Consider the following 20,857-nt stretch of genomic DNA (forward strand, 5'->3'; position numbering starts at 1 on the left):
TGGTGCGTGACTGGCCGGTTCGCCGGGTGCGGGAACGCGGACCCTGTCGCGCCGACGAGTGATCCGGATTCGTTACGGGTGACGGATCGGCGCGCGGTCATCGGTGCTCGCCGCGGCGGTGCGTTTCGCCCTCGGCCTGGGTCCGGTAGCACGCCGGTTCGGCGTCGAACGCGGCCGCGCAGCGGGCGGAGCAGAAGTAGTAGGTGTCGGTGTCGGTATCGCGCCGTTCGGCGGCGCTCGCCGCATCGAGACTCATCCCGCACACCGGGTCGGTGACCGTCTCGGCGGCGGGCGGAGCGGCGCTGGCGTGGTCGTCGGGTACTTCCACGCGGGGCTCGACCGGGGCAGGGGTGCTGGTGCCGGCGGGCAGGGGCGCCGGGTGCCAGCGCCGCAGCCGGTTGGAGTTGGTGACGACGGAGAGGGAGGACAGGGCCATCGCGGCGGCGGCGATGATCGGGCTGAGCCGGATACCCCAGAGCGGGTATAGGGCGCCGGCAGCGATGGGGATGCCCACGGCGTTGTAGACGAGGGCGAAGAACAGGTTCTGCCGGATGTTGCGCATGGTCGCGCGGGAGAGCCGGATGGCGGTGACCACCCCGGCGAGGGAGCCGGAGATGAGGGTGATGTCGGCGGCCTCGATCGCAACGTCGGTGCCGGTGCCGATCGCGAGGCCGACGTCGGCGGCGGCCAGTGCCGGGGCGTCGTTGATGCCGTCGCCGACCATGCCGACGGTGCGGCCTTCGGCCTGGAGCCGGCGGACCTCGTCGGCTTTGTGCTCGGGCAGGACCTCGGCCAGCACCCGGGCGATGCCGACCTCCCCCGCGATGGCGGCGGCGGTACGCCGGTTGTCACCGGTCAGCATCACCACGTCGACCCCCAGGGCACGCAGGGCGGCGACTGCCTGCGCGGAGTCGGGCTTGACGGTGTCGGCAACAGCCAGCACCCCGGCGGGCCGACCGTCGATCGCCGCCAGCACCGGGGTGCGGCCCAGCGCGGAGAGCTCGGCGGCGGTGTCCTCCAACGCCGTGGTGTCGATGCCGACGTCGGCGAGCAGGCGCCGGCTGCCGACCAGGACGACGCGGCCGTCGACGGTGGCCTGGACGCCCTTGCCGGTGACGGAGTCGAACACCGTGGCCTCGGGGACCGTCAGCCCGCGTTCGCGGGCACCGGCGACGATCGCGGCGGCCAACGGATGCTCGCTCGGCGCCTCGGCGGCGGCGACCAGCCGCAGCAGTTCCGTCTTGTCGAGGTCGCCGACGGGGTGGTGGTCGGTGAGGACGGGGGTGCCGGCAGTGATGGTGCCGGTCTTGTCGAGGACGACGGTGTCGAGCTTGTGCGCCGTCTCCAGCGCCTCGGCGGAGCGGATCAGGATGCCCGCCTGGGCGCCCTTGCCGGTGCCGACCATGATGGACAGCGGGGTGGCCAGGCCCAGCGCGCACGGGCAGGCGATGATCAGCACTGCGACCGCCGACACCAGGGCGAGGGTGAACGCCGGGGACGGGCCGACGGTGAACCAGATGGCGAACGTGGCGATCGCGATGGCGATCACGGCCGGGACGAAGTAGGCGGAGACGGCGTCGGCGAGGCGCTGGATGGGGGCCTTCGAGGCCTGGGCCTGCCGTACCAGGCGGATGATCTGGGCGAGCATGGTGTCGGCGCCGATCTTGCTCGCCCGTACCCGCAGGGAGCCGGTGCCGTTGACGGTCGCGCCGATCACCGTGTCCCCGGGGTGCTTGGTGACGGGCATCGGCTCGCCGGTGACCATGGACTCGTCCACCGCCGACGAACCCGAGATCACCTCGGCGTCCACCGGGACCTTCTCGCCGGGCCGGATGACCACCTCGTCGCCCACCGCCACGTCCTCGACTGGGATCTCCGCCTCGGTGCCGTCGCGGATGACGCGGGCCGTGCGCGCCTGGAGGCCGAGCAGGGCACGGATCGCCTCACCCGTGCCGGCCTTGGCCCGGGCCTCCAGGAGGCGTCCGAGCAGGATCAGGGTGAGGATCACTCCGACCGCCTCGAAGTACACCTCCCGCACTTCGGACGGCAGCAGGCCGGGGGCGAGGGTGACCAGCAGGCTGTAACCGTAGGCGGCGCTGGTGCCCAGTGTGATCAGGGAGTTCATGTCCGCGCCGCGGTGGACCAGGGTCAGCCAGCCGATCCGGTGGATGGGCCAGCCGGTGTAGAACATCACCGGGGTGATCAGCACCAGCTGCACCCAGTGATTCAGCATCCAGCCGGGTACCCAGTCGGCGCCGAACAGCTCGTGCGCCATCACCGCGAACAGCACCGGCGCGGTCAGCACCGCACCGAAGACGACCCGGCGGGTCAGGTCCCGGATCTCCGCCTGCCGCTCGGCCGCCTCCGCGTCCTGTTCCTCCTCCCCGGCGCCGACTGCGGCGGGCCGGGCGTGCTCCGCCTCGGCCGGCGCCGGGGCCGTGGCGGTCGCGTCGTCCGCCCCGTCGCCGCCGGGGCCAGTCCGATCACCGTCGGGCTCGACGAGGAGGGTGCCGTGGATCATGTTCATCCCACAGGCGAACCCGAACGAACCGGCTCGGGACGGGACGAGCGACACAGTGGTGCGCTGGTAGGCGGGCAGGGCGGCGCTGACCCGCAGATCCGGGAAGACCACCCGGGAGGTGCACTCGCCGCTCTCCTGCCGGTCGAACACCAGCTCCGCCGGCACGCCCTGACGCAGGCGGATGACGTCCGGCTTGTAGCCGCCTCGCACCGTCACGTCCACCCGCTGCACCCGGCCCTCCAGACGCGCCGCCTGGGCACGGCGCGGCCCGAAGAAGAACCAGCCGAGTCCGGCGATCAGTACGACGGCGGCCACGACCACGACCACGTCGACGACACCCATGACGCCCCACCTCCACACTCCGCCCGTTCTTTCCACTGTCCCGCCGGCACACCCCCGAGGGGTAGGACCTGTCGGCACGCCGACGTGGACCGGTCGGCCCATACCTCGCCGCGCACGACGGAGGAGCGTTGAAGCTGGAAGCCGCAGCAGCCCGCTTCGGCCACGGCACGGGCGTGCGGAAGGTGCTCGCGATGATGTACTGGCACAACGGCGGTATGAGCGGCTGGGGCTGGTTCGGCATGAGCCTCGGCATGCTGCTGGTCACCGCGCTTCTCGTCATCGGCGGCGTCCTGCTCTTCTGGTCTCTGGACCGGACGACCACGCACCCTGCGCCGCCGGCCCCGCCGGCCGCCCTGGGCCCGACCCCGCCCGAGCAACTGCTCGCCGCGCGGTTCGCCCGCGGCAAGATCGACGACCAGGAGTACCGCAAGCGGCTCGCCGCCCTGCGCGACACCGCACACCCGTGAGCCCGCGCACCGAAAACGGTGCCAAGGCTCCTCGACTCGGGAGCCCGCCATGAAGAACAACCGGAGCTACGGCCTGTACGCGATCGCGATCGCCATCGCCTTCGTCGGTGCGCTCGCCCTCGGCGTCCCCGTCGGTACCCTCGCGCTGCTCGGCACCGTCGCCGTCTGCCCGCTGATGATGTTCTTCATGATGCGCGGCATGCACGGCATGGGCGGCGACGACCGGCACCGCGACACCAGCGACGATCGCGACCCGTTCCGCACGAGGGACGACCACCGCGACCACCCCGCCCCCCGGTGAGGTGAGTACCGTGGCCGCCGTCATCGTGATCACCCTCGCGGCCGTGATCCACGACGCGGCCCGCCTCGTCAGTCCCGACATCCACCAGGCGGCCTACCAGCAGCGCATGGCCGACCTCCCCCACGGCCACCCCACTACCCACCACGCACCGGCGACTCCCGCGAGGAGGTGACGGTCATGGACGACGCCGCGTACGGCCTGTGGCCGCTGGTAGTCCTCAACACCGCCCTGTTCGTGGTGTTCGCCGCCAGCTTCTTCCACCCCCGAAGCCGCCGGGACTGGCGCGCGATGGGCGCCTACAGCGCCTTCCTCGTCGCCCTGTTCACCGAGATGTACGGCGTCCCGCTCACCATCTACCTGCTCGGCAGCTGGCTCGGCGCCTCCTTCCCGCTCCTCAGGGACACCCACGCCGGCGGCCACCTGTGGAACGACCTCATCGGCTGGAGCGGCGACCCGCACCTGTCCCCCTTCCACCTCGCCAGCTATCTCGCCATCGGCGCGGGATTCTGGCTGCTCGCCGCCGCCTGGCGCGTCCTGCACGCCGCCGCACAGCAGCACCGCCTCGCCACCACCGGCCCGTACGCGAGGGTCCGCCACCCGCAGTACGACGGGTTCCTGCTCATCATGATCGGCTTCCTGCTGCAGTGGCCCACCATCCCCACCCTCGCCATGTTCCCGGTCCTCGTGTACGTCTACATCCGCCTCGCCCGCAGCGAGGAACGCGAGGTCGCCGCCGAGTTCGGCGACGCCTGGACCGCCTACACCGCCCACACTCCCGCGTTCTGGCCCCGTATGCGCCACGATCGCCCGCATCCCCCCGGGCGCGACACGGCAGCCGACGCGCGTACGGCAGCCCGCCGATTCGGTTCTCCACACGCACCTCGGAGGCTCTGATGCCCGGCATCGCCCAAGTCGCGATCATCCTCGGCGTCCTCGCCGGCATTGCGGTCCTGCTCACCGTCCTGGCGCGTGCCGAACGCCACCGCAACGGCCCACGCCCCAAGTGACCGGCCGCGCGGGACGGCCCCGGAACGCGGAAGGTGGAACCGGAAGCACAAACGTGAACGCCCGGCCCAGCCGCCGGCGCGGTGGCAGACGGGCGGCTCTGGTGGATGCCGCCCCAAAGAACATGAAGGAGGCGGACCGCGATGACGAGCATCATGCGCCGTATCGCCGACCTGTTCAGACTCAAGGTGGGCAAGGCCCTGGACCGCGCGGAGGACCCGCGCGAGGTGCTGGACTACTCCTACGAGAAACAGCTCGACCTGGTGCAGAAGGTGCGACGCGGACTGGCGGACGTGGCCACCAGCCGCAAGCGCATCGAACTGCAACTCACCCAGCTGACCCAGTCCTCCACCAAACTGGAGGACCAGGCCCGGCAGGCACTGGCGACCGGCCGCGAGGACCTCGCCCGTGAGGCCCTGTCCCGGCGGGCCGCCGTGACCTCCCAGATCACCGATCTCCAGGCCCAGCAGGTCTCGCTGCAGGCGGAGGAGGAGAAGCTCACGCTGGCCTCGCAGCGGCTGCAGGAGAAGGTGGACGCGTTCCGCACCCGCAAGGAGACGATCAAAGCGAGCTACACGGCGGCCGAGGCCCAGACCCGCATCAGCGAGGCTGTCACCGGCATCTCCGAGGAGATGGGCGACATCGGCACGGCCATGCAACGCGCTCAGGACAAGACGGAGCAGTTGCAGGACCGGGCCGGAGCACTGGACGAGCTGATGGCCTCCGGCGCGCTGGAGGACGCCACCCTGCCCGCTGGGCGCGATGACATCCAGGCCCAGCTCGACGCGGCGAGTGAAGGCCACGACATCGAGGCCGACCTGGCCCGGATGAAGGCCCAGCTGTCCGCCGGGCCCGCCGACGCGCCGGCCCTCGGGACCGGCAGACCCGCCACCGCGCCGGGAGAGCGGCCGGCCACGTCATGATCGTGCGCATCCTCGGAGAGGGTCAGTACACCCTGGCCGACGAACACCTGAGAGAGCTGAACGCACTCGACTCCCGCCTTAAGGACGCCGTCGACGCCGGGGACGAGAGCGAGTTCACCGCCACACTCAGGGCCCTCCTGGCCGCCGTGCGCCGCCTCGGAACCCCGCTGCCCGCAGACGCCCTCACGACGTCCGAACTGGTCCTGCCCGACGAGGACATGAGCCTCGCGCAAGTGAGCGCGCTGCTCGGCGACGAAGGCCTGATCCCAGGGTTATGACGATGGCGATGTGCGGCCTTACGGTCGGGCGGGCAGCCGGCCTGTCGTCGCGCCTTTGCTGTAGGGGAGTTCGGGCTCTTCCATGTTCGCTGCGGCAGCCGCCGCCGCGGCCCTTGGACATCGATGAACAATGCCGCCTGGGCCTGGAGCTCCTCCAGGTAGTACTCCTTCACGGCGAGCTTCGGCCTCGCCCACTCCGCCAGCCACGGGAATATCACGGTGGCGGACTGCGCCAGGTGCAGGCTTCGCGCCGTACCGCGCCACGTGGACAGCACTGTGTCGCGAAGCCGCCGCGCGTCATCGCGGCTCCCCGTCCTCTTCCTCGCCCGACTCCTCGTCGTCCTCGATGCCGTCGACGGGATCGGTGCGCAGAAGGCCGGCGGCGGCCCGCATCTCCTGCGGGTCCCAGTGGTCGTCGGGATCAGGCTCCGTGTGGCGCTGGAGCTGGTACAGCAGACCGAGGCCGAGAAGCATCTCCAGGAAGACGCCGAGACCGCTCTCAGGCCGTGCCCACGGCCCCCGCTGCGCACACTGCGAGCACATCCGGCCGATCGTCTCCGCGTTCAGCGGGCTTGGGCCGAGGTGACGTCGCGGGCACGCAGCTGGGTGCACGCAGCCGTGGCATGGAGCTTGGCGTTCTTGCCCTTGGCCGAGTGAACGGTGATGGGCGCGTCCTGGAACGGGCCGAGCGAGACATCGGCGGTCAGCGAACTGTCGAGCACGTAACTCCCCTATCGGTCTCTGCCCGCGAGCCTGGAGGCCCGCACCGACAACGAGGGCGGGCACAGTGAGACAGCGCTGGTGGGCAGCCACGGCGTCGGCCTGGCCAGCCGGTTCGACAGGGTCGGTGTCAGCGGAGGATGGTAGGGCAGTCGCATGCGACCGACGGCGAGCGTGAACAAGCCGTGGCGGCCGATGATTTCAGCGGGTGAGGAGCGGACAGTGGGCGATCGCAGCGGCATCGAGTGGACGGAAGCCACCTGGAACCCGACCACCGGATGCGACCGCATCTCCGCCGGCTGCGACAACTGCTACGCACTCACACTGGCGAAGCGGCTGAAAGCCATGGGAGCCGCCAAGTACCAGACGGACGGCGACCCGCGAACTTCCGGGCCCGGATTCGGACTTGCGCTCCATCCGGACGCCCTGGAGGTACCGAAGCGATGGCGCGGCTCCCGGATGGTGTTCGTGAACTCCATGAGCGACCTCTTCCACGCCCGCGTGCCGCTGTCGTTCGTCCGGGACGTCTTCCAGGTGATCGCCGACACCCCGCACCACACCTACCAGGTGCTGACGAAACGGTCCGTGCGGCTACGCCGCATCGCCGGCCGGCTGGAGTGGCCGGACAACCTCTGGATGGGCGTATCGGTCGAGAACACCGCTCAGTTGGGCCGTATCGACGATCTGCGAACGGTTGCGGCCTCAGTCCGGTTCCTCTCCCTGGAGCCGCTGCTCGGGCCACTGCCAGGGCTCCGACTCGACGGCATCGGCTGGGTGATCGCCGGCGGCGAGTCCGGAGCCGGCCACCGCCCCATGGATCCCGCGTGGGTGGTCGAGATCCGTGACGCCTGCCTGGCGGCCGACGTGCCGTTCTTCTTCAAGCAGTGGGGCGGGCACAACCCCAAGGCCCGCGGCCGTGACCTCAACGGCCGGACCTGGGACGAGATGCCGCAGCGCCACCCGCTCCCTGTGCCCTGATCCGGTGCGCCGTGTACGCCCCCTGGTCGCACCGTGACGATTGTGTGATCCTTCCTTCCGGCAGCGACGGCTCACCGCACCGGGGAGACACATGGCGGCACCGAAGGACGTCATCTGGCCACGCGACCCGCACACCGCAGCCAAGCACGCCCTGCTGCGGCGCTACCTCCAGGCCTGGGCACCGATCATGCTCAGCCGCAACGAAGTCGTCACTTACGCCGAAGGGTTCGCCGGCCCCGGCATCTACAGCGGCGGAGAGCCCGGCTCCCCTGTCGTCGCCCACCACGTGCTGTCCGGCGCGCTGCGGCGCAGCCCTCGCCGGGTGAAGATGGTGCTGGTCGAGGAGGACGCCCGGCGCCTGACCGAGCTGGAACAGCGCATCGCGGCAGCCGTCGGAACCTCACGCTCCGGCACCGACCGGCTGGACACACGGATCGCCCGGGGCAGATGCCACCCGGACCTGCTCCAGCAGCTCACCCTGGCAGGCAGTCTGCGCCATCCCGTGTTCGTGCTGCTCGACGGCTTCGGCGGTCCCGAAGTCCCCTTCCAGCTCCTGCGGGAGATCGCCGCACGTCATCGCAGCAGCGAGGTGATGGTCACCTTCCAGCCCGCCTTCCTCGTCCGCTTCGCCGGCAAGGACGAACGCCACCGCGCAGCCGGCGACACGTTCTTCGGCGGCGACGACTGGCACGGCGTCTTCCAGCAACCACGGTCCATGAAGGCCGCCTACCTGCGCGACCGCTACCGCGAATCCCTCCAGCGCGCCGGGTTCCAGCACACCCTGGTCTTCGAGATGATCGACGAAGCCGGCCACCTCCTCTACCTCATCTTCGGCACCCGCCACGAACGAGGCGTCGAGAAGATGAAGGAGGCCATGTGGGTCGTCGACACCACCTCCGGCGTCCGCTACCGTGACCCCAAGGACCCCAACCAGCAGGCCCTCGACCTCGCCCTCGAACCCGACACCGGAGCGCTTCGCCGTATCCTGCTCGGTCACCTGCGCGCGGCACCGGCCGCGCGAAGCGTCGACCAGCTCAAGAAGTACGCGCTCCTGGAGACCGTCTACCGGCCCACCCAGGTCATACCGCTGCTGAAGAGGATGCGGGACGAGGGGGACATCGCCGTCTCGCCGGGCCGGATCATCGGGAGCAGCACCGTCGCGGCCGTCCGCCAAGGCGCTCTGTTCTGACGGGGCGACGCTCGCGCCCAGCGGACGCGGAATGCCGTTGCGGGACGCGCCGCCGAGCCTCGGCCAGAGGTTCGACTGAGTTCTCGCTCTCGGCCACTCGGCCAGCGCCGTGCGCATGGCGAAGGCGACACAGCCGGGTGGACGCGAGGTCCCTGAGACCACCGGTCGGGTACGGGAGCTGGTCCGTTGGCCGGCCACCGGTGCCATCCGACCCGGTACGTGCCCGGGTTGGCACTTCGCTGATGCGTGCTGCTGATCAGATGGTGACGACGTTGACCGCGAGCGACGCGAGGGTCGCGATGGCCTGCGCCTGGCCGAACCGGCGCGGCTCAGCGGGTGGTCGCAGTCGGGCGTAGACGCCGAGGAAGACGTAGGTGAGGACGGGTGCGAGCCAGTCGTTGGCGGAGAAGCCGGGCAGGCCGTCGTCGTTGAGTTGCGGCATGTTGGCCGAGGCCCGCCACAGGAACACCGATACCCCGGACAGGAGTGCCACTGCGGTGATGTCGGCCCAGGCGGAGCGCGGCAGACGCCAGGCGGCACCGGCGAGGGCGATGACGCCGGTGACGGTGGCGGTCAGGGCGATGTGGGCGTGGCTGAAGGTGGTGGTGGAGAGCACGTCCGCGGTCGCCATGGGAGTTCTCCTGTTCGGTGGGTGTCGCTCGGGCCTGGGGCTGGATCAGGGGCGGGGCCAGGAGTGGCTGTCGGGGCGGGTGCACCACGCGTAGAGGGCGTCGTAGACGAAGCTGCCGCGCTCCAGCAGGCGCTGGTCGTCGCTCTCGGCTTCGAGCCCGCCGACGCCAATGGCATACAGACCGAACCCTATGGGATGGCTGGAGAGGTCGGCGCGGATGTCGGCGGCGTGGACCACTGCGGCGAGTCGCATCAGGGCCGGATCGTCGGCGAGGCCGTAGTGGTCGATGAAGACCTCGAAGGTGCACCGGTCACCCCGGTGGGTGAACTCCGCGCCGGACGCGTCGAAGGAGTGGGCGCCCTCGCGTTCGGCGACGGCCAGGACCTGGTCGGCCGGGACGTAGAGGATCTGGGCATCCGGGTCGATGAAACGGCGGATCAGCCAGGGGCAGGCGATCCGGTCGGTTTTCGGGCGCTCGCGCGTGACCCATTTCATCGTTGACTCCTGTAATCAGTGCAGGACGAGCCCGAGTGTTCCGGCGGCGAGGACGACGTACGGTTCGGGGATTTTGAAGCGCCACAGCAGGCCGAGGGTGACCAGGGCGATCGCGGCGGTGGGCAGGTCGATGACGGCCTGACGGGTGAGGACGACGACGGCCCCGGCCAGGGCGCCGGCAGCTGCGGCGGTCGCGCCGGTGACGAACGCCTTGACCTGCCGGTTGTCGCGGTGGCGGACGAACCAGCGGCCAGGGACGACCACGCCGAGGTAGATCGGGGTGAAGATCGCGACGGCGGCGACCAGCGCACCGGTGGGGCCGGCGACGAGGTAGCCGATGAAAGCGGCGGTGATGACGACCGGGCCGGGGGTGATCAGGCCCATGGCGACGGCGTCGAGGAACTGGGACTCGGTGAGCCAGTGGTGCTGGGCGACCACGCCGTCGCGCAGCAGCGGGACGATGGCAAGTCCCGAACCGAAGACCAGGGCGCCGGTCTTGAGGAAGAAGAGGCCGAGCGAGGCCAGGGTGCCGCCGCTGCCGAGAGCCCCCAAGGCAAGCGGGAGGATCGGCGGCATCGGGGCGGGCGGCTTCGTCTGCAACCCCTTCGGGTAGTCCGGTCCCGGTCGGGCTCGGCAGGCCTCAGTGGACCGACGAAAGGGCGGATCCCTGGAACAGGTGACCGCCGTGGTCATCGTCGGCTTCCTGGCCCTCGCGGCGCTGATCGCCGTCATCGCGGAACGGGAGTCGGGCCGGAATGACGCCCGCTCCTCGGAGGGGCGGCGTCCACGGCCTCCGCGTTGTTCTTCGCGCTTGGCCGGACGAAACGGAAGAGAGCCCGCTGAACGACGAGCCGATACAGATCCCGGTGGCGCCCGGCCGCACAGGCCGGGCGCCACCGCGCCGCGGTCCCAAGAAGTCATCAGGGCACGCACAGAAGCCCGCCGGGAACCGTTGGTCCGGGGTTCAAGCCGCCGTGGCGTGGCCCGCGGTGGTCTCCAGGGCGGCACCGGCCTGGTCAGCCAGGGTGACGGCGACGAGGAGGGACTGGCGGTCGGGGACGCTGCCAGGGGCGGGGGTGAGCATGAAACGGCCCACGTACTTGCCGTTGGCGAACACGCGCAGCTCCACGTCCTCGGCGGGCATGCCCAGCTCCTCGGTCGGCCAGGGCTTGCCGCCGACGACGATGGAGCCGTCGTGTTCCAGGCGCGGCGGGCGGCCGATGAGGGAGCCGTACTCGAACCGGCAGGCCCGCAGGCCGAGGAGGTCGACCAACTCGGCCCGAATGTGGTCCACCACCGCCGGGGCGGGCTTCGAACGGGCCAGGATCGCTGCGTCGTGGATCCGCGCGAGATGGCCGGCGTCGGTGACCGCGACTACCTCGAACCTCCGGGCACGGGCCGCGAGTTGGGACACCGCGAGGCCGACCGCGAGCAGCAGCACCGCCGTGGTGATGTCGGACGAGTTGCTGATGCTGAACCGCTCGTAGGGGCGGGTGAAGAAGAAGTCGAACCACGCGGCGGCGCTCAGCGCGGCCACGGCACCGGCCAGCCGGTGCCCCACGGCGGCCACCGCCACCACCGCGACGACCAGCAGCAGGGCGACATTGGTGTTGGCCAGGTGGCCGCGCGCCGGCAGCAGCACCGCACTCAGCGCGAGCGGGACCACCACCGCCGCCACCAGTGAGAACGGCCCCGTCATCAGGCGCCGAAGATCGCGAACGTGCCGCGCGTACCAAGGCATCGCACACCTCCTGCCTTCCGGTGTACCAGCCCGTGCGGCGGCCGCAAGTGGCCGGCAAGGCCTTAACGCGATTCTTGCGGGTCGTCGCCGTGGTGGCAGCCGCCCACGGGGGCCTCGTGGGTGACCATGTGGACGTCGATGTCCCCGGACCGACAGGTCGATCGTGGTCTCCCCGATCCCTGGGCCGGTGAGGCAGCGGTTGAACCGCCCGCGGCGGTTCCGCCGAGCACGAGCCGCGTGGCGTCGTGCCCCGGGCGAACCGCAGGAGCATGCGGGGCGCATCCTCGTCGATCACCCACGCCGTGTACGCCAGGTCTGCCATGGCGCCCACGCTCCTTCGTCGGTCGGCTTCGAGAACTCTCGACGACGCCGTGCGGCTGCCCCCGTGGTTGCGCGTGCGATCATCGTCCGCGCTGATGTACCAGGGCTGCGGCACGGCAGCTCGCACGGAGGAGGATCACCCATGGCCGATCGCGGTGCCGCACCGCAGCCGACAGCGGCTCAGCATTCCGGCGCACAGAACACGGCGCGCCTCGCGCTGGTGGTGGGTGCCCTGGGTGTGGTCTTCGGCGACATCGGGACCAGTCCGATCTACACGCTCCAGACCGTGTTCAACCCGGATGACCCTCATCCCGTCCCGGTCACCGCGCAGAACGTGTACGGGGTGGTGTCGCTCGTCTTCTGGTCCGTGGTGATCATCGTCCTGGTCACCTACGTGCTGCTGGCGATGCGCGCCGACAACGAGGGCGAGGGCGGCATCATGGCCCTGATCACCCTGCTGCGGCGGTGGAGCTCACCGCGAGGCCGCAGGGCCACCGCGGTGCTGGCCGCACTGGGCATCTTCGGTGCCTCGCTGTTCTTCGGCGACAGCATGATCACCCCGGCGATCTCGGTGCTGTCCGCGGTCGAGGGGCTCAAGGTCGTGGAGCCCTCGCTGGAGAGCGCGGTGGTGCCGCTCACGGCGGTGATCATCGTGCTGCTGTTCCTCGTCCAGCGCCGCGGAACGGCGGCGGTCGGCCGGGTGTTCGGGCCGGTGATGATCGCCTGGTTCGTCGCCATCGGCGCGTGCGGCGTGTCCGCCATCGCCGACCACCCGCAGATCCTCCGAGCCCTGTCGCCGAGCTACGCGCTGGGCTTCCTGTTCGGCCACTTCGGGACCGCCTTTTTCGCGCTGGCCGCGGTCGTGCTCGCGGTCACCGGCGCCGAGGCGCTCTACGCCGACATGGGGCACTTCGGTCGTCGGCCGATCACCCGAGGCTGGCTGTTCCTCGTGTTCCCGGCATGCGTGCTGAGCTACCTCGGCCAGGGCGCGTTGATCCTCGGGGACCCGCGCAACATCAGCAGCCCGTTCTTCCTGCTGGCGCCGGGCTGGGGACGGCTGCCGATGGTCGTGCTGGCCACGGCGGCGACCGTGATCGCCTCCCAGGCGGTGATCACCGGCGCGTACTCGGTCGCCTCCCAGGCCGCCCAACTGGGCTACCTGCCGCGGCTGCGAATCGCGTACACCTCCGAGTCGACGATGGGTCAGGTCTACGTCCCCTGGATCAACTGGCTGCTGATGGTCTCGGTCCTCACCCTGGTCTTCGCCTTCCGCAGCTCGACGGCACTCGCGTTCGCCTTCGGCATGGCGGTCACCGGCACCATCACCATCACCACCCTGCTGTTCTTCTACGTCGCCCGTGCCCGCTGGGGCACACCGGTGTGGCTCGTCGTAGCCGGCGCGACGCCGCTGCTCGCCGTGGACCTGCTGTTCGTGGCGGCGAACGCGACCAAGCTCCTCCACGGTGCGTGGCTGCCGCTGTTGATCGGCATCACCGCGTTCACCGTCATGACCACCTGGCAGCGCGGCCGCGAGATCGTCACCGCCGAGCGAGCACGGCATGAAGGCCCGCTGCGCGAGTTCGTCGACGGCCTCCATTGCGGGGAGGTGCCGGCGCTCCGGGTCCCCGGCACGGCCGTCTTTCTCAACCGGGGCAAGCAGACCGCGCCGCTGGCCCTGCGGGCCAACGTCGAGCACAACCACGTACGGCACGACCAGGTCGTAATTCTGTCCATCGAGACCGAGCCCGTGCCGCGAGTCCCGGCCGACCAGCGGATCACCGTCGACGACCTCGGCTACGCCGAGGACGGGATCATCCACGTCACCGCCCGGTTCGGCTACGTGGAGACACCGGACGTGCCCACCACGCTGGCGGTGCTCGATCCGGCCGAGACCGAGGGCCGCCTGCAGCTCGACCAGGCGTCCTACTTCCTGTCGAAGATCGAGCTGCGGCGCGGGAAGGAACCGACGATGGCACCCTGGCGCAAGCGCCTGTTCATCGCCACCTCCTACATCACCGCCGACGCCGCCGAGTACTTCGGCCTCCCCCGCGAGCGCACCGTCATCATGGGCTCGCACATCGAGGTGTAGACGTACCGGCCGCGGACGGACACACCCACCGGCCCGCCGCCGGTGCCGGCCACGCGCACGGGTACGCGCCGACACCGGAGCAGCGCCCGCCACCGCTTTCTGCCGAGGTGTCAAGGTCCCGTCAGGGTTTTGGCCCCCCGTGCAGTCGAAGGGCGGTCGCTGCACTCCCCACGGCGGTAGCCTGCCCGCCCTGCGCCGTTCTCCCGCACGCGGAGTCGAGTCGGCAGTCAGCGCTACCATCTCTCGTCGGTCAGAGAACAATCGGTTTCGTTCGGTGTGCAGCATCATCGGGAGATGAGGGGAATGTCAGAGGCCGAGCTGTCGCACCTCGGGGTCGGGGCGGACGAGGAACTCGTCTACCGGTCCGCGCTGCGCTCTCCGGGCCTGGGTACCGAGGCTCTCGCGCTAGCTGCCGGTATGGGCGTCCACGAGCTGCGAGCGGTCCTGGAACGCCTGACGGCATCCGGGATGGTGACGGTGGCCGAGGACGAGGGGATCATGGCCACGGATCCGTTCGTAGTGACCGAGCGGCTGGTCGAGTCACGACTCACCGAACTCCAGGCGGAGATCCAGCGCGTCATCGCGGCCCGGCACGTGGTCAGCGTCCTGCTCGACGACCAACGGGACGGCCGCCGGCGGTCCGGACCGGACGGAGTCGAGCGGGTCGAGGGCGCCGACCGGGTCCGGGCCCGCATCGACGAACTGGCCTTCTTCGCCCGCCACGAACTGCTGTCCGTCCAGCCGAACGGTCCGCTGTCCGCCGCCGCGATCGAGGGCGCGGAGGAAGCCGACACGCGGGCTCTGCGGCGCGGTCTGGTGATGCGCACCATCATGCGGTCGGACGCCCTCCAGGACCGACGGACGGCCGACTACCTGACCGGGTTGAGCGCACGGGGCGCGCGGATCCGCACGATGGACGGACCGCTGGAGCGGATGCTGATCTTCGACCGGCGGACCGCCCTGGTGCCGATCGATCCGAAGGAAACCGGCCGCGGAGCGCTGGTCGTCCACCAGCCAGGGATGATCTCCAGCCTCATCGCGCTTTTCGAGCGGTTCTGGTCGGCCGGTGAGGACCTGGGGCAGGAACACCTGACCGAAATCGAGCGACGAGTCCTGAAGACCATGGTCCGGGTCGAGAAGGACGAGGCGGGCGCGCGCGAACTCGGCATCTCCATCCGGACCTACCGTGGCCACGTCGCCAACCTGCTGCGCCGTCTGAAGGCCACGCACCGCACCCAGGGCGTCCTGGCCGCGCGCGACCGCGGATGGCTCTGACCCGCACGACAGATCGATCGTCTTCCCGACCCGCCGGGTGGGAAGACGATCGACGGTGGCATTCCCGTGCGAGGGTGGTCAGTCGGCGTCGACGACCTCGGTGACGGTGAACCGGTTCAGGCTGTCGGGGCTCAGTCGGTGGCCCTCGACCACAAGGTACTGGTCCGCGCCGATCCGCAGGATCTGGGCCTTCTTCAGAGCCGGCGCGAACTCGGGGTGGCCGCCTCGGGCGGCCTCCAGTGCGAACGCCCGGGCCTGGTCGAGGGACATCGGCTCGGAGGTCTTGATCTCGGCGCCGTAGCGGTTCTTGGTCAGCCCGATCTCGGCCACGACGACGTGGTTGCTCATGGGATTCCTTCCATTCCTTTCTGGATCGACCGACCGGTCTGCTCCGGCCGGTCGACGGAGGTGGGCCGCCGGCCCCGACTACGCGCCCGCCGAAAGACCGTGCCCGTCGTCATTTCCCCCGTGTTGCTTCGGTGTTGCTCGACGGCTTGAAATATGCCACCTCCGACAGGTGCCGGGAGGAGGCTCGGGATGCAGCATGTTGCAGGCGTCCGGTGCAGCAGGATGCAGGCCGTATAAGCCTGTCCGACGCCGCACCGATGGATGATCAATCAGTCACCAGATAGGTCAGCAGGCTGATCGCCCCGGAGACCACCGCGAGCGCCGCAAGGCCCTTGAACAGGAGCACAGCCACCCGCCACAGCGCCCGCGGCAGATGGCCTCGCGCCAGCGCGCGGCATGCCGGGGTGCGGCCATTTCGACGGCCTGCGCGACGCCGACGGGGCCGGCCACCAGGGCGAACAACCCCGCGGAGATTCCGAGCACCCGAACAGGGGCGTAGGCGACACCGACGCGGTAAGAGGTGTCCTCGGACTCGACGTACTGCACGGGCACGCGGGCCCCGACCCGCAGAAGTCCGTCGTACGGGACCGGGTGGCCCGCAGCGGGGCCCGCGTCGGGCCTGAAGAGGCCGTAGCAGGTGGTGCGCGCCTGCTTCCCGCTGCCTTCGGTGAGGCAGCCGGTGACTGTCAACAGGCCGGGCTGGCCGGCAAGTCGGAGTGGGTAGGCGATGGCGGGCACGCAGACGGCGGTCAGGGCCGCGCCGGCCAGCATCACGGCGAGCCCCGCCAGCGCCAGGACCGGCGCGGCGCACCACCGCCCGGCCATGGACTTCGGATCCCTCAGGTACACGGCTCCCGCGTTCCGCATCCTTGAACGCGACCGACCCGTTCCGTCACGTTCCCGGTCGCCGCGCGTCAGTCTCGGCCTTCCAGGGCCGGCCGCGCGACCGCCGGGCCGCGACCGCGCAGCCAAGCAGCACGAGGGTGCCCAGGAATCCGGATAGCACCAGGCCGGCCACTCCAGGAGTGCCGGACCAGGCCCATCTCACGACGTTGGTCGTCCAGGCCGCGATCACGCCGCAGGTGAGCCAGACTGTGCGGCGCCTGGTCGCCCGGTCACCGGGTGGTATCGAGGGAAGCAGGTGGTCGGGCGGTGGGAACGGGCCCGTCCCGGCGGGCCATCCCGGCGGCGTCCAGAGGGGCGGCGTCGGACCGCCCGTCCAGTCGACCGGGGCGGGGCCCTCCGGCCGCAGGTCGGGGAGGCGCATCCACGCGGCCCGGTGCCTGGCGGCCGGGTCCGGGTCCAGGACCAGCACGGTCCAGGAACCGGACCCCACCATCACCCGGTGTTCCACCGGCCGGTATCCGTACAGATATGCGACCCACAGTTCACGTCGGAGCCCGAGGCCCGTGCTGGTCGTCGACACGACCACCCTCGGCCTGCCGTCGAGCCGGTCGGCCAACCAGGTGAAGTCCATGCCCACGATCGAACCAGCCCCGCATGACCCGGAATGTTCCTTTGACGGTACTCTGACGCACTCGTCTCAGAGCGCGGTCGGCCGGCCGTCCGTCAACTGCCGGTGCAGGCCCCAGAGATCGAGCTGCGCCCACTGCCCCGTGACCTTGCCGTCCCTGACGTGGACGATGCGGATGGCGTCGAACGAGACCCGTCGACCGGTGGCGGGGACGCCCATGAACTCCCCGATGTGGGTGGCCTCGACGCGGAAGCGGATGGTGACGGCGTCCCGCCCCTCGACCACCTCCTCCTCGGACATCTCCAGGTTTTCCCACGGCTCGACCATGTTCCGCGCGTAGTGCGTGAGCGCGACCTGGAAGTCGGTGAGCCAGCCGGTCAGACCGAGGCACTTCTCGGTCCACCGGTCGGCGTCGATCAGACGGGTGGCCCCCGCGATGTCGCCCGCCAGCAGGCAGTCGTTCCAGGCCCGGTAGATCTCGAGCGGTGTCGCGTCGACCGTCGGCTCCGGACGAAACGAGGCCGTTTGCCGCCAGATCCCGCCGTCCTTCATGACCATGGTGCCGACCGTCTCCTTCCGTTCGCCGGCGACCTCCATGACCGCCCGGTAGCAGATCGTGTCCCCGTGCTCGGCGTACTCGACCATTTCCACCAGCCTCGGCCGGAGGGCGAGGTACCCGGAGAACGCTTCGCGAATTCCGTCCGCGCCGACGAAACTCCGGTCGGCCCGGACGAGGACGGCGTCCGCGGTGTAATGCGCGATGATCGATTCGAGATCGCCGGCGGTCACCGCCGCGAGCTGCTTCTCGAAAACCGCCTGTACGTCCGTTGCCGTGTTCTCCGTCATTCGAGGTCCTTTCGGGTCGGTGCGGGAATTCGTACGGTGAACCAGGTGTCGCCGGGAGCCGAGCGGGCGGTGAGGGAGCCGTGGTGCCGCTGGGTGACGATGCGGTAGGCGAGGTGCAGGCCGAGGCCCATGCCCTTGCCGACGTCCTTGGTGGTGTAGAAGGGCTCGAAGATCCTGGTGAGCGCGTCGGCCGGGATGCCGCAGCCGGTGTCCCCGATCTCGACGGTCAGGCAGGTGCCCTGGCGACCGGTCCGTACGGTGAGCGTACCGGCGCCGGCCATGGCGTCGACGGCGTTGTCGATCAGGTTGGTCCACACCTGGTTGAGCTCGGTGGGGTGGCCGGACGCCTCCGGGAGGTCCGGCGCGTACTCGCGCACGACCCGCACCCCGGCGAGCTTCGGCCGCAGCATGGCCAGGGTGGCCTCGATGCCGTCGACCACGGAGAACCGCCCCTGCGGAGCCCGGCCGAGGTTCGCGTAGTCCCGGGCGGCGGCCACCAGCGCGGAGATGCGCGGACCGGCCGTCCGCAGCTCCCCCGTGAGCGTCCGGACGTCCAGCAGGGCGGACAAATACTCCAGGGCCCCCGGGAGCACGCCGGGACACAGCCCGCGCAGTCGCACGGACAACCAGCCCGTGCCGAGGCCGCGTTCGGCCATCGCGCAGGCGAGGCCCACCGGCTGAGCGACGCCCTGCCGTTCGGCCCAGGCGAGCACCTCGTCCTCCAGGTCCGCCGACGCCACGGGGTCGGTCTCGGCGATGGGTGGTGTCCGCCCGATCTCCACCGCGAGCCGGTCCAGGGCCTCGGCCTCCCGGGTGACGGCCGCGGCACCCCAGCGCCGTGCCGCCGCCGCGAGCCGGTCAGTGGCCGGGCCGAGCTGCCGGGCAGCGCGTGCCACGGCCGCGGCCGGGTTGTTCAGCTCGTGGGCCAGGCCGGCGGCGAGCGTGCCCATGGCCGTCACCGTGGCCCTGCCCCGGGCCTGGGCCTCCGAGGAGGCGATCCGCCAGGCCAGGACGGGCAGCAGCACCCGGGCGACGCCGGGGCAGCGCACCAGCATGTCCAGGAAGACCTGCTTGGGGTAGGCGGCGACGGTCGTGCGGCCGGCCGCGACGGCGGTGGCCACGTACGCGCCGTCGGTCAGCAGCGCGAGCTCCCCGGTGAAGCGGTGGGCGGCCGGGGGCTTGCCGTCGTGCTCCCATCCGGCGTCGGCACGCGCCCGGTGCCGGGTGAGCAGTTCCTCGCGGCCGTCCACGGTCTTGGTGACCAGGAGTTCGTCGTCGAGCAGCACATAGAAGTGGGTGGCCTCGTCCCCGTCGTGGAAGAGGGTGTCGCCGTCGGCGAGCACCCGCTCCTCGGTCACGGCGGTGAGCCACTCCAGCTGGGCATCGGTCAGGTCGGTGAAGAGCTCGATCCCCCGCAGCCGCTCGCCACGGACCGGGGCCGGCGCGGTCACCGCGATCCGATCAGCGGCAGCCGCCGCTGCGGCAGCAGCCGGCCCGACTGCCTCGGCAGTCCGGCCAGGACGGAGATCGCGTGCGCGATCGAGACGAGCGTGGCGTGGTGGTGCCACCCCCGGAAGGAGCGCCCGGCGAAGTCACGGATGCCCACCTCGCCACAAACGTCCTTCAGATCGCGGGAGACGCGCCTTGTCAGCTTGGCGATCCGGAAGAGCGCCGACGAGGAAAGGTGGCCGATGTTGGAGAGGAAGAGCTCGGTGGGCCGCGCCTGGTGCGGGTCGATCCAGGCACCGATGAGGAAGAGCGGCGGCATGCCGGTGGAGCGGTCGACGGCGGCGGGCAACGCGACCCGCACACCGACCACCCTGGCCACCCTGCGCCGGGCGTACCAGCTGTCACGCCACTCCACCCCCGCGCCCAGTTCCGCCACGGACGCCAGGAGTTGCTCCGCCGGCAGCTGCCGCCCGTCCCCGACGGGCAGCCTCGGGTCGGCGGGGGCCACCCGCAGGCAGGCGTCGATACCCAGGACGAACGGGATCCGGCGCGGCACGAACGCCCCGAGCACCTCGGCGAGGTCGCCGCCGGTCGCCGTCATCACCACCGGGCGCGGTGTCAGTCTCCAGTCCTCGGCCATGGAGACGACCGAACCGACGGCGCACTGCACGGGGGTCTGGGATCTCACGTGGTCGGGGACGGCGGCTCTTCTCCGCGCTTCGTCGCCCGAGACCCAGGACGCCGGCAGTGCGAGCTGCCAGTCCACCGGGCAGCTGGCCTCCTCGGAGGCCAGCCAGACACCAGTGCTCTGCTGGCAGTTGGCCATCCGGCCGAGCCCGGGGACGAACTGGCGCGAGACGCCGACGGAGTGCCGGCCCGCCTTGGGCACGGCGAGCGGCTCGACGATCCAGGCGACCGGCTGGAGTTCCCGGTCGACGAAGCGGGCCAACGACTGGCGCACGGGTTTCCACTCCCACGGGGAGGTGGTGATGAACTGCTGGAGGCTCTGCATCGCGCTGCTGTCGGCAGCCTCGGCGATGCCCTTCATGGTCTTGCGCCCCTTCGCGGACAGCAGGCCCCGGACGTACAGCTCGCCCCAGCGCCGCTGGTCACTGCGCGGTACCGAGGCGAGCAACTGCCCGCACAGCCGGTCCACCCGATCCTGAGAAAGGCCCTGCGGATCGAATCCATCGAATCCGGCGTCCACACCCATCCCTCCTCGAAGCAATGCGCGAATACCACGACCCGGCGGAATTGTTCGCCATTCCGGGCATGGCAGAGCGGGGAAAATCGTCGGACGGACGGATTTCCCGAAAAGCCGTCTGCACTGCTGAGCTCGAGCGCCCATTAGAGCAGAGAACCGGGTCCGACAGAACCGGACGGCGACGGTTTAGCGAGTTCCATATGCGGTGCGCATGGATCAAGCCCCCACCGGGAAAGCAACCGCCCCGGGAATTGTTGGCA

Annotated in this window: 22 protein-coding genes; 10 read left to right on the forward strand and 12 right to left on the reverse strand. The window is 70.7% G+C overall.

Translation table 11 applies throughout. From position 1 onward, the window contains the following. Positions 1-97 precede the first annotated feature (97 nt). A complete protein-coding gene (locus O1G21_RS04100) occupies positions 98-2,863 on the reverse strand; it encodes a heavy metal translocating P-type ATPase (RefSeq protein ID WP_270140840.1) in 2,766 nt (921 codons plus the stop codon). 128 nt (positions 2,864-2,991) lie between these two features. Between O1G21_RS04100 and O1G21_RS04105 the strand changes: the two genes are divergently transcribed. From O1G21_RS04105 to pspAA, 6 genes are all read left to right on the forward strand, one after another. Continuing rightward, the gene (locus O1G21_RS04105) at positions 2,992-3,330 is read left to right on the forward strand and encodes an SHOCT domain-containing protein (protein WP_333493423.1); all 339 of its coding nucleotides are present in this window, start codon (positions 2,992-2,994) and stop codon (positions 3,328-3,330) included. 49 nt (positions 3,331-3,379) lie between these two features. Further along, positions 3,380-3,631 (forward strand): DUF2933 domain-containing protein, encoded by a 252-nt coding sequence (locus O1G21_RS04110; protein ID WP_270140842.1) that lies wholly within the window; start codon positions 3,380-3,382, stop codon positions 3,629-3,631. Positions 3,632-3,641: 10 nt separating this feature from the next. After that, complete coding sequence (locus O1G21_RS04115; RefSeq protein ID WP_270140843.1) at positions 3,642-3,803, forward strand: hypothetical protein; 162 nt, start codon at positions 3,642-3,644, stop codon at positions 3,801-3,803. 5 nt (positions 3,804-3,808) lie between these two features. Next, positions 3,809-4,525 carry a methyltransferase family protein gene (locus O1G21_RS04120; protein WP_270140845.1) on the forward strand — a complete coding sequence of 239 codons (717 nt, stop codon included), beginning with the start codon at positions 3,809-3,811 and terminating at the stop codon, positions 4,523-4,525. Positions 4,526-4,779: 254 nt separating this feature from the next. Further along, on the forward strand, positions 4,780-5,559 hold the full coding sequence (locus tag O1G21_RS04125) for a PspA/IM30 family protein (protein WP_270140847.1): 780 nt from the start codon (positions 4,780-4,782) through the stop codon (positions 5,557-5,559). Next, positions 5,556-5,837 carry a PspA-associated protein PspAA gene (pspAA, locus tag O1G21_RS04130; RefSeq protein ID WP_270140848.1) on the forward strand — a complete coding sequence of 94 codons (282 nt, stop codon included), beginning with the start codon at positions 5,556-5,558 and terminating at the stop codon, positions 5,835-5,837. The genes O1G21_RS04125 and pspAA overlap by 4 nt, the downstream gene beginning before the upstream one ends. 297 nt (positions 5,838-6,134) lie before the next feature. Here the strand turns inward: pspAA and O1G21_RS04135 are convergent, their stop codons facing one another. Both O1G21_RS04135 and O1G21_RS04140 read right to left on the reverse strand, forming a co-directional pair. Beyond that, entirely contained in the window at positions 6,135-6,380 is a 246-nt protein-coding gene (locus O1G21_RS04135) for a hypothetical protein (protein ID WP_270140850.1), read from the reverse strand. A 20-nt stretch (positions 6,381-6,400) separates the two neighbouring features. Continuing rightward, entirely contained in the window at positions 6,401-6,559 is a 159-nt protein-coding gene (locus O1G21_RS04140) for a hypothetical protein (RefSeq protein WP_270140852.1), read from the reverse strand. Between the two features lie 220 nt (positions 6,560-6,779). On the opposite strand from O1G21_RS04140, the gene O1G21_RS04145 reads away from it, so the two are divergent. Beyond that, a complete protein-coding gene (locus O1G21_RS04145; protein WP_270140854.1) occupies positions 6,780-7,535 on the forward strand; it encodes a DUF5131 family protein in 756 nt (251 codons plus the stop codon). A 91-nt stretch (positions 7,536-7,626) separates the two neighbouring features. Then, entirely contained in the window at positions 7,627-8,724 is a 1,098-nt protein-coding gene (locus tag O1G21_RS04150; protein ID WP_270140855.1) for a three-Cys-motif partner protein TcmP, read from the forward strand. Positions 8,725-8,980: 256 nt separating this feature from the next. Here O1G21_RS04150 and O1G21_RS04155 read toward each other — a convergent pair whose 3' ends face one another. The 4 genes from O1G21_RS04155 to O1G21_RS04170 all read right to left on the reverse strand — a co-directional run bounded on the left by O1G21_RS04155 (position 8,981) and on the right by O1G21_RS04170 (position 11,549). Next, complete coding sequence (locus O1G21_RS04155; protein ID WP_270140857.1) at positions 8,981-9,355, reverse strand: hypothetical protein; 375 nt, start codon at positions 9,353-9,355, stop codon at positions 8,981-8,983. A 45-nt stretch (positions 9,356-9,400) separates the two neighbouring features. After that, entirely contained in the window at positions 9,401-9,850 is a 450-nt protein-coding gene (locus O1G21_RS04160) for a chromate resistance protein ChrB domain-containing protein (protein ID WP_270140858.1), read from the reverse strand. Between the two features lie 15 nt (positions 9,851-9,865). Beyond that, the gene (locus O1G21_RS04165) at positions 9,866-10,450 is read right to left on the reverse strand and encodes a chromate transporter (RefSeq protein WP_270140859.1); all 585 of its coding nucleotides are present in this window, start codon (positions 10,448-10,450) and stop codon (positions 9,866-9,868) included. Between the two features lie 364 nt (positions 10,451-10,814). Next, on the reverse strand, positions 10,815-11,549 hold the full coding sequence (locus O1G21_RS04170) for a DUF4118 domain-containing protein (RefSeq protein ID WP_270140861.1): 735 nt from the start codon (positions 11,547-11,549) through the stop codon (positions 10,815-10,817). A 505-nt stretch (positions 11,550-12,054) separates the two neighbouring features. On the opposite strand from O1G21_RS04170, the gene O1G21_RS04175 reads away from it, so the two are divergent. Together O1G21_RS04175 and O1G21_RS04180 are read left to right on the forward strand one after the other, a co-directional pair. Beyond that, the gene (locus O1G21_RS04175; protein ID WP_270140862.1) at positions 12,055-14,001 is read left to right on the forward strand and encodes a potassium transporter Kup; all 1,947 of its coding nucleotides are present in this window, start codon (positions 12,055-12,057) and stop codon (positions 13,999-14,001) included. 294 nt (positions 14,002-14,295) lie between these two features. Further along, the gene (locus tag O1G21_RS04180) at positions 14,296-15,276 is read left to right on the forward strand and encodes a LuxR C-terminal-related transcriptional regulator (protein ID WP_270140864.1); all 981 of its coding nucleotides are present in this window, start codon (positions 14,296-14,298) and stop codon (positions 15,274-15,276) included. A gap of 78 nt (positions 15,277-15,354) precedes the next feature. Here the strand turns inward: O1G21_RS04180 and O1G21_RS04185 are convergent, their stop codons facing one another. The 5 genes from O1G21_RS04185 to O1G21_RS04205 form a co-directional block, all read right to left on the reverse strand. Next, the gene (locus O1G21_RS04185; protein ID WP_270140866.1) at positions 15,355-15,624 is read right to left on the reverse strand and encodes a hypothetical protein; all 270 of its coding nucleotides are present in this window, start codon (positions 15,622-15,624) and stop codon (positions 15,355-15,357) included. Positions 15,625-15,909: 285 nt separating this feature from the next. After that, positions 15,910-16,491: a hypothetical protein gene (locus tag O1G21_RS04190; protein WP_270140868.1), complete on the reverse strand. Its 582-nt coding sequence runs from the start codon at positions 16,489-16,491 to the stop codon at positions 15,910-15,912. A gap of 676 nt (positions 16,492-17,167) precedes the next feature. Further along, positions 17,168-17,944 (reverse strand): nuclear transport factor 2 family protein, encoded by a 777-nt coding sequence (locus O1G21_RS04195; RefSeq protein ID WP_270140869.1) that lies wholly within the window; start codon positions 17,942-17,944, stop codon positions 17,168-17,170. Next, positions 17,941-19,395, reverse strand: coding sequence for an ATP-binding protein (locus O1G21_RS04200; protein WP_270140871.1), 1,455 nt, complete (start codon positions 19,393-19,395; stop codon positions 17,941-17,943). Before O1G21_RS04200 ends, O1G21_RS04195 begins: the two co-directional genes overlap by 4 nt. Beyond that, the gene (locus O1G21_RS04205; protein WP_270140873.1) at positions 19,392-20,600 is read right to left on the reverse strand and encodes an IS701 family transposase; all 1,209 of its coding nucleotides are present in this window, start codon (positions 20,598-20,600) and stop codon (positions 19,392-19,394) included. The genes O1G21_RS04200 and O1G21_RS04205 overlap by 4 nt, the downstream gene beginning before the upstream one ends. Positions 20,601-20,857 lie beyond the last annotated feature (257 nt).

This window comes from Kitasatospora cathayae (assembly GCF_027627435.1).
Lineage (GTDB): Bacteria > Actinomycetota > Actinomycetes > Streptomycetales > Streptomycetaceae > Kitasatospora > Kitasatospora cathayae.

What these genes read in the sequence shown, in the direction of transcription:
- O1G21_RS04110 (WP_270140842.1), top strand. Translation starts at nt 3,380, where the DNA reads ATGAAGAACAACCGGAGCTACGGCCTGTACGCGATCGCGATCGCCATC.
- O1G21_RS04170 (WP_270140861.1), bottom strand. Translation starts at nt 11,549, where the DNA reads ATGACGGGGCCGTTCTCACTGGTGGCGGCGGTGGTGGTCCCGCTCGCG.
- O1G21_RS04125 (WP_270140847.1), top strand. Translation starts at nt 4,780, where the DNA reads ATGACGAGCATCATGCGCCGTATCGCCGACCTGTTCAGACTCAAGGTG.
- O1G21_RS04100 (WP_270140840.1), bottom strand. Translation starts at nt 2,863, where the DNA reads ATGGGTGTCGTCGACGTGGTCGTGGTCGTGGCCGCCGTCGTACTGATC.
- O1G21_RS04120 (WP_270140845.1), top strand. Translation starts at nt 3,809, where the DNA reads ATGGACGACGCCGCGTACGGCCTGTGGCCGCTGGTAGTCCTCAACACC.
- O1G21_RS04150 (WP_270140855.1), top strand. Translation starts at nt 7,627, where the DNA reads ATGGCGGCACCGAAGGACGTCATCTGGCCACGCGACCCGCACACCGCA.
- O1G21_RS04160 (WP_270140858.1), bottom strand. Translation starts at nt 9,850, where the DNA reads ATGAAATGGGTCACGCGCGAGCGCCCGAAAACCGACCGGATCGCCTGC.
- O1G21_RS04135 (WP_270140850.1), bottom strand. Translation starts at nt 6,380, where the DNA reads ATGTGCTCGCAGTGTGCGCAGCGGGGGCCGTGGGCACGGCCTGAGAGC.
- O1G21_RS04155 (WP_270140857.1), bottom strand. Translation starts at nt 9,355, where the DNA reads ATGGCGACCGCGGACGTGCTCTCCACCACCACCTTCAGCCACGCCCAC.
- pspAA (WP_270140848.1), top strand. Translation starts at nt 5,556, where the DNA reads ATGATCGTGCGCATCCTCGGAGAGGGTCAGTACACCCTGGCCGACGAA.
- O1G21_RS04195 (WP_270140869.1), bottom strand. Translation starts at nt 17,944, where the DNA reads ATGACGGAGAACACGGCAACGGACGTACAGGCGGTTTTCGAGAAGCAG.
- O1G21_RS04180 (WP_270140864.1), top strand. Translation starts at nt 14,296, where the DNA reads ATGAGGGGAATGTCAGAGGCCGAGCTGTCGCACCTCGGGGTCGGGGCG.
- O1G21_RS04185 (WP_270140866.1), bottom strand. Translation starts at nt 15,624, where the DNA reads ATGAGCAACCACGTCGTCGTGGCCGAGATCGGGCTGACCAAGAACCGC.
- O1G21_RS04190 (WP_270140868.1), bottom strand. Translation starts at nt 16,491, where the DNA reads ATGCGGAACGCGGGAGCCGTGTACCTGAGGGATCCGAAGTCCATGGCC.
- O1G21_RS04175 (WP_270140862.1), top strand. Translation starts at nt 12,055, where the DNA reads ATGGCCGATCGCGGTGCCGCACCGCAGCCGACAGCGGCTCAGCATTCC.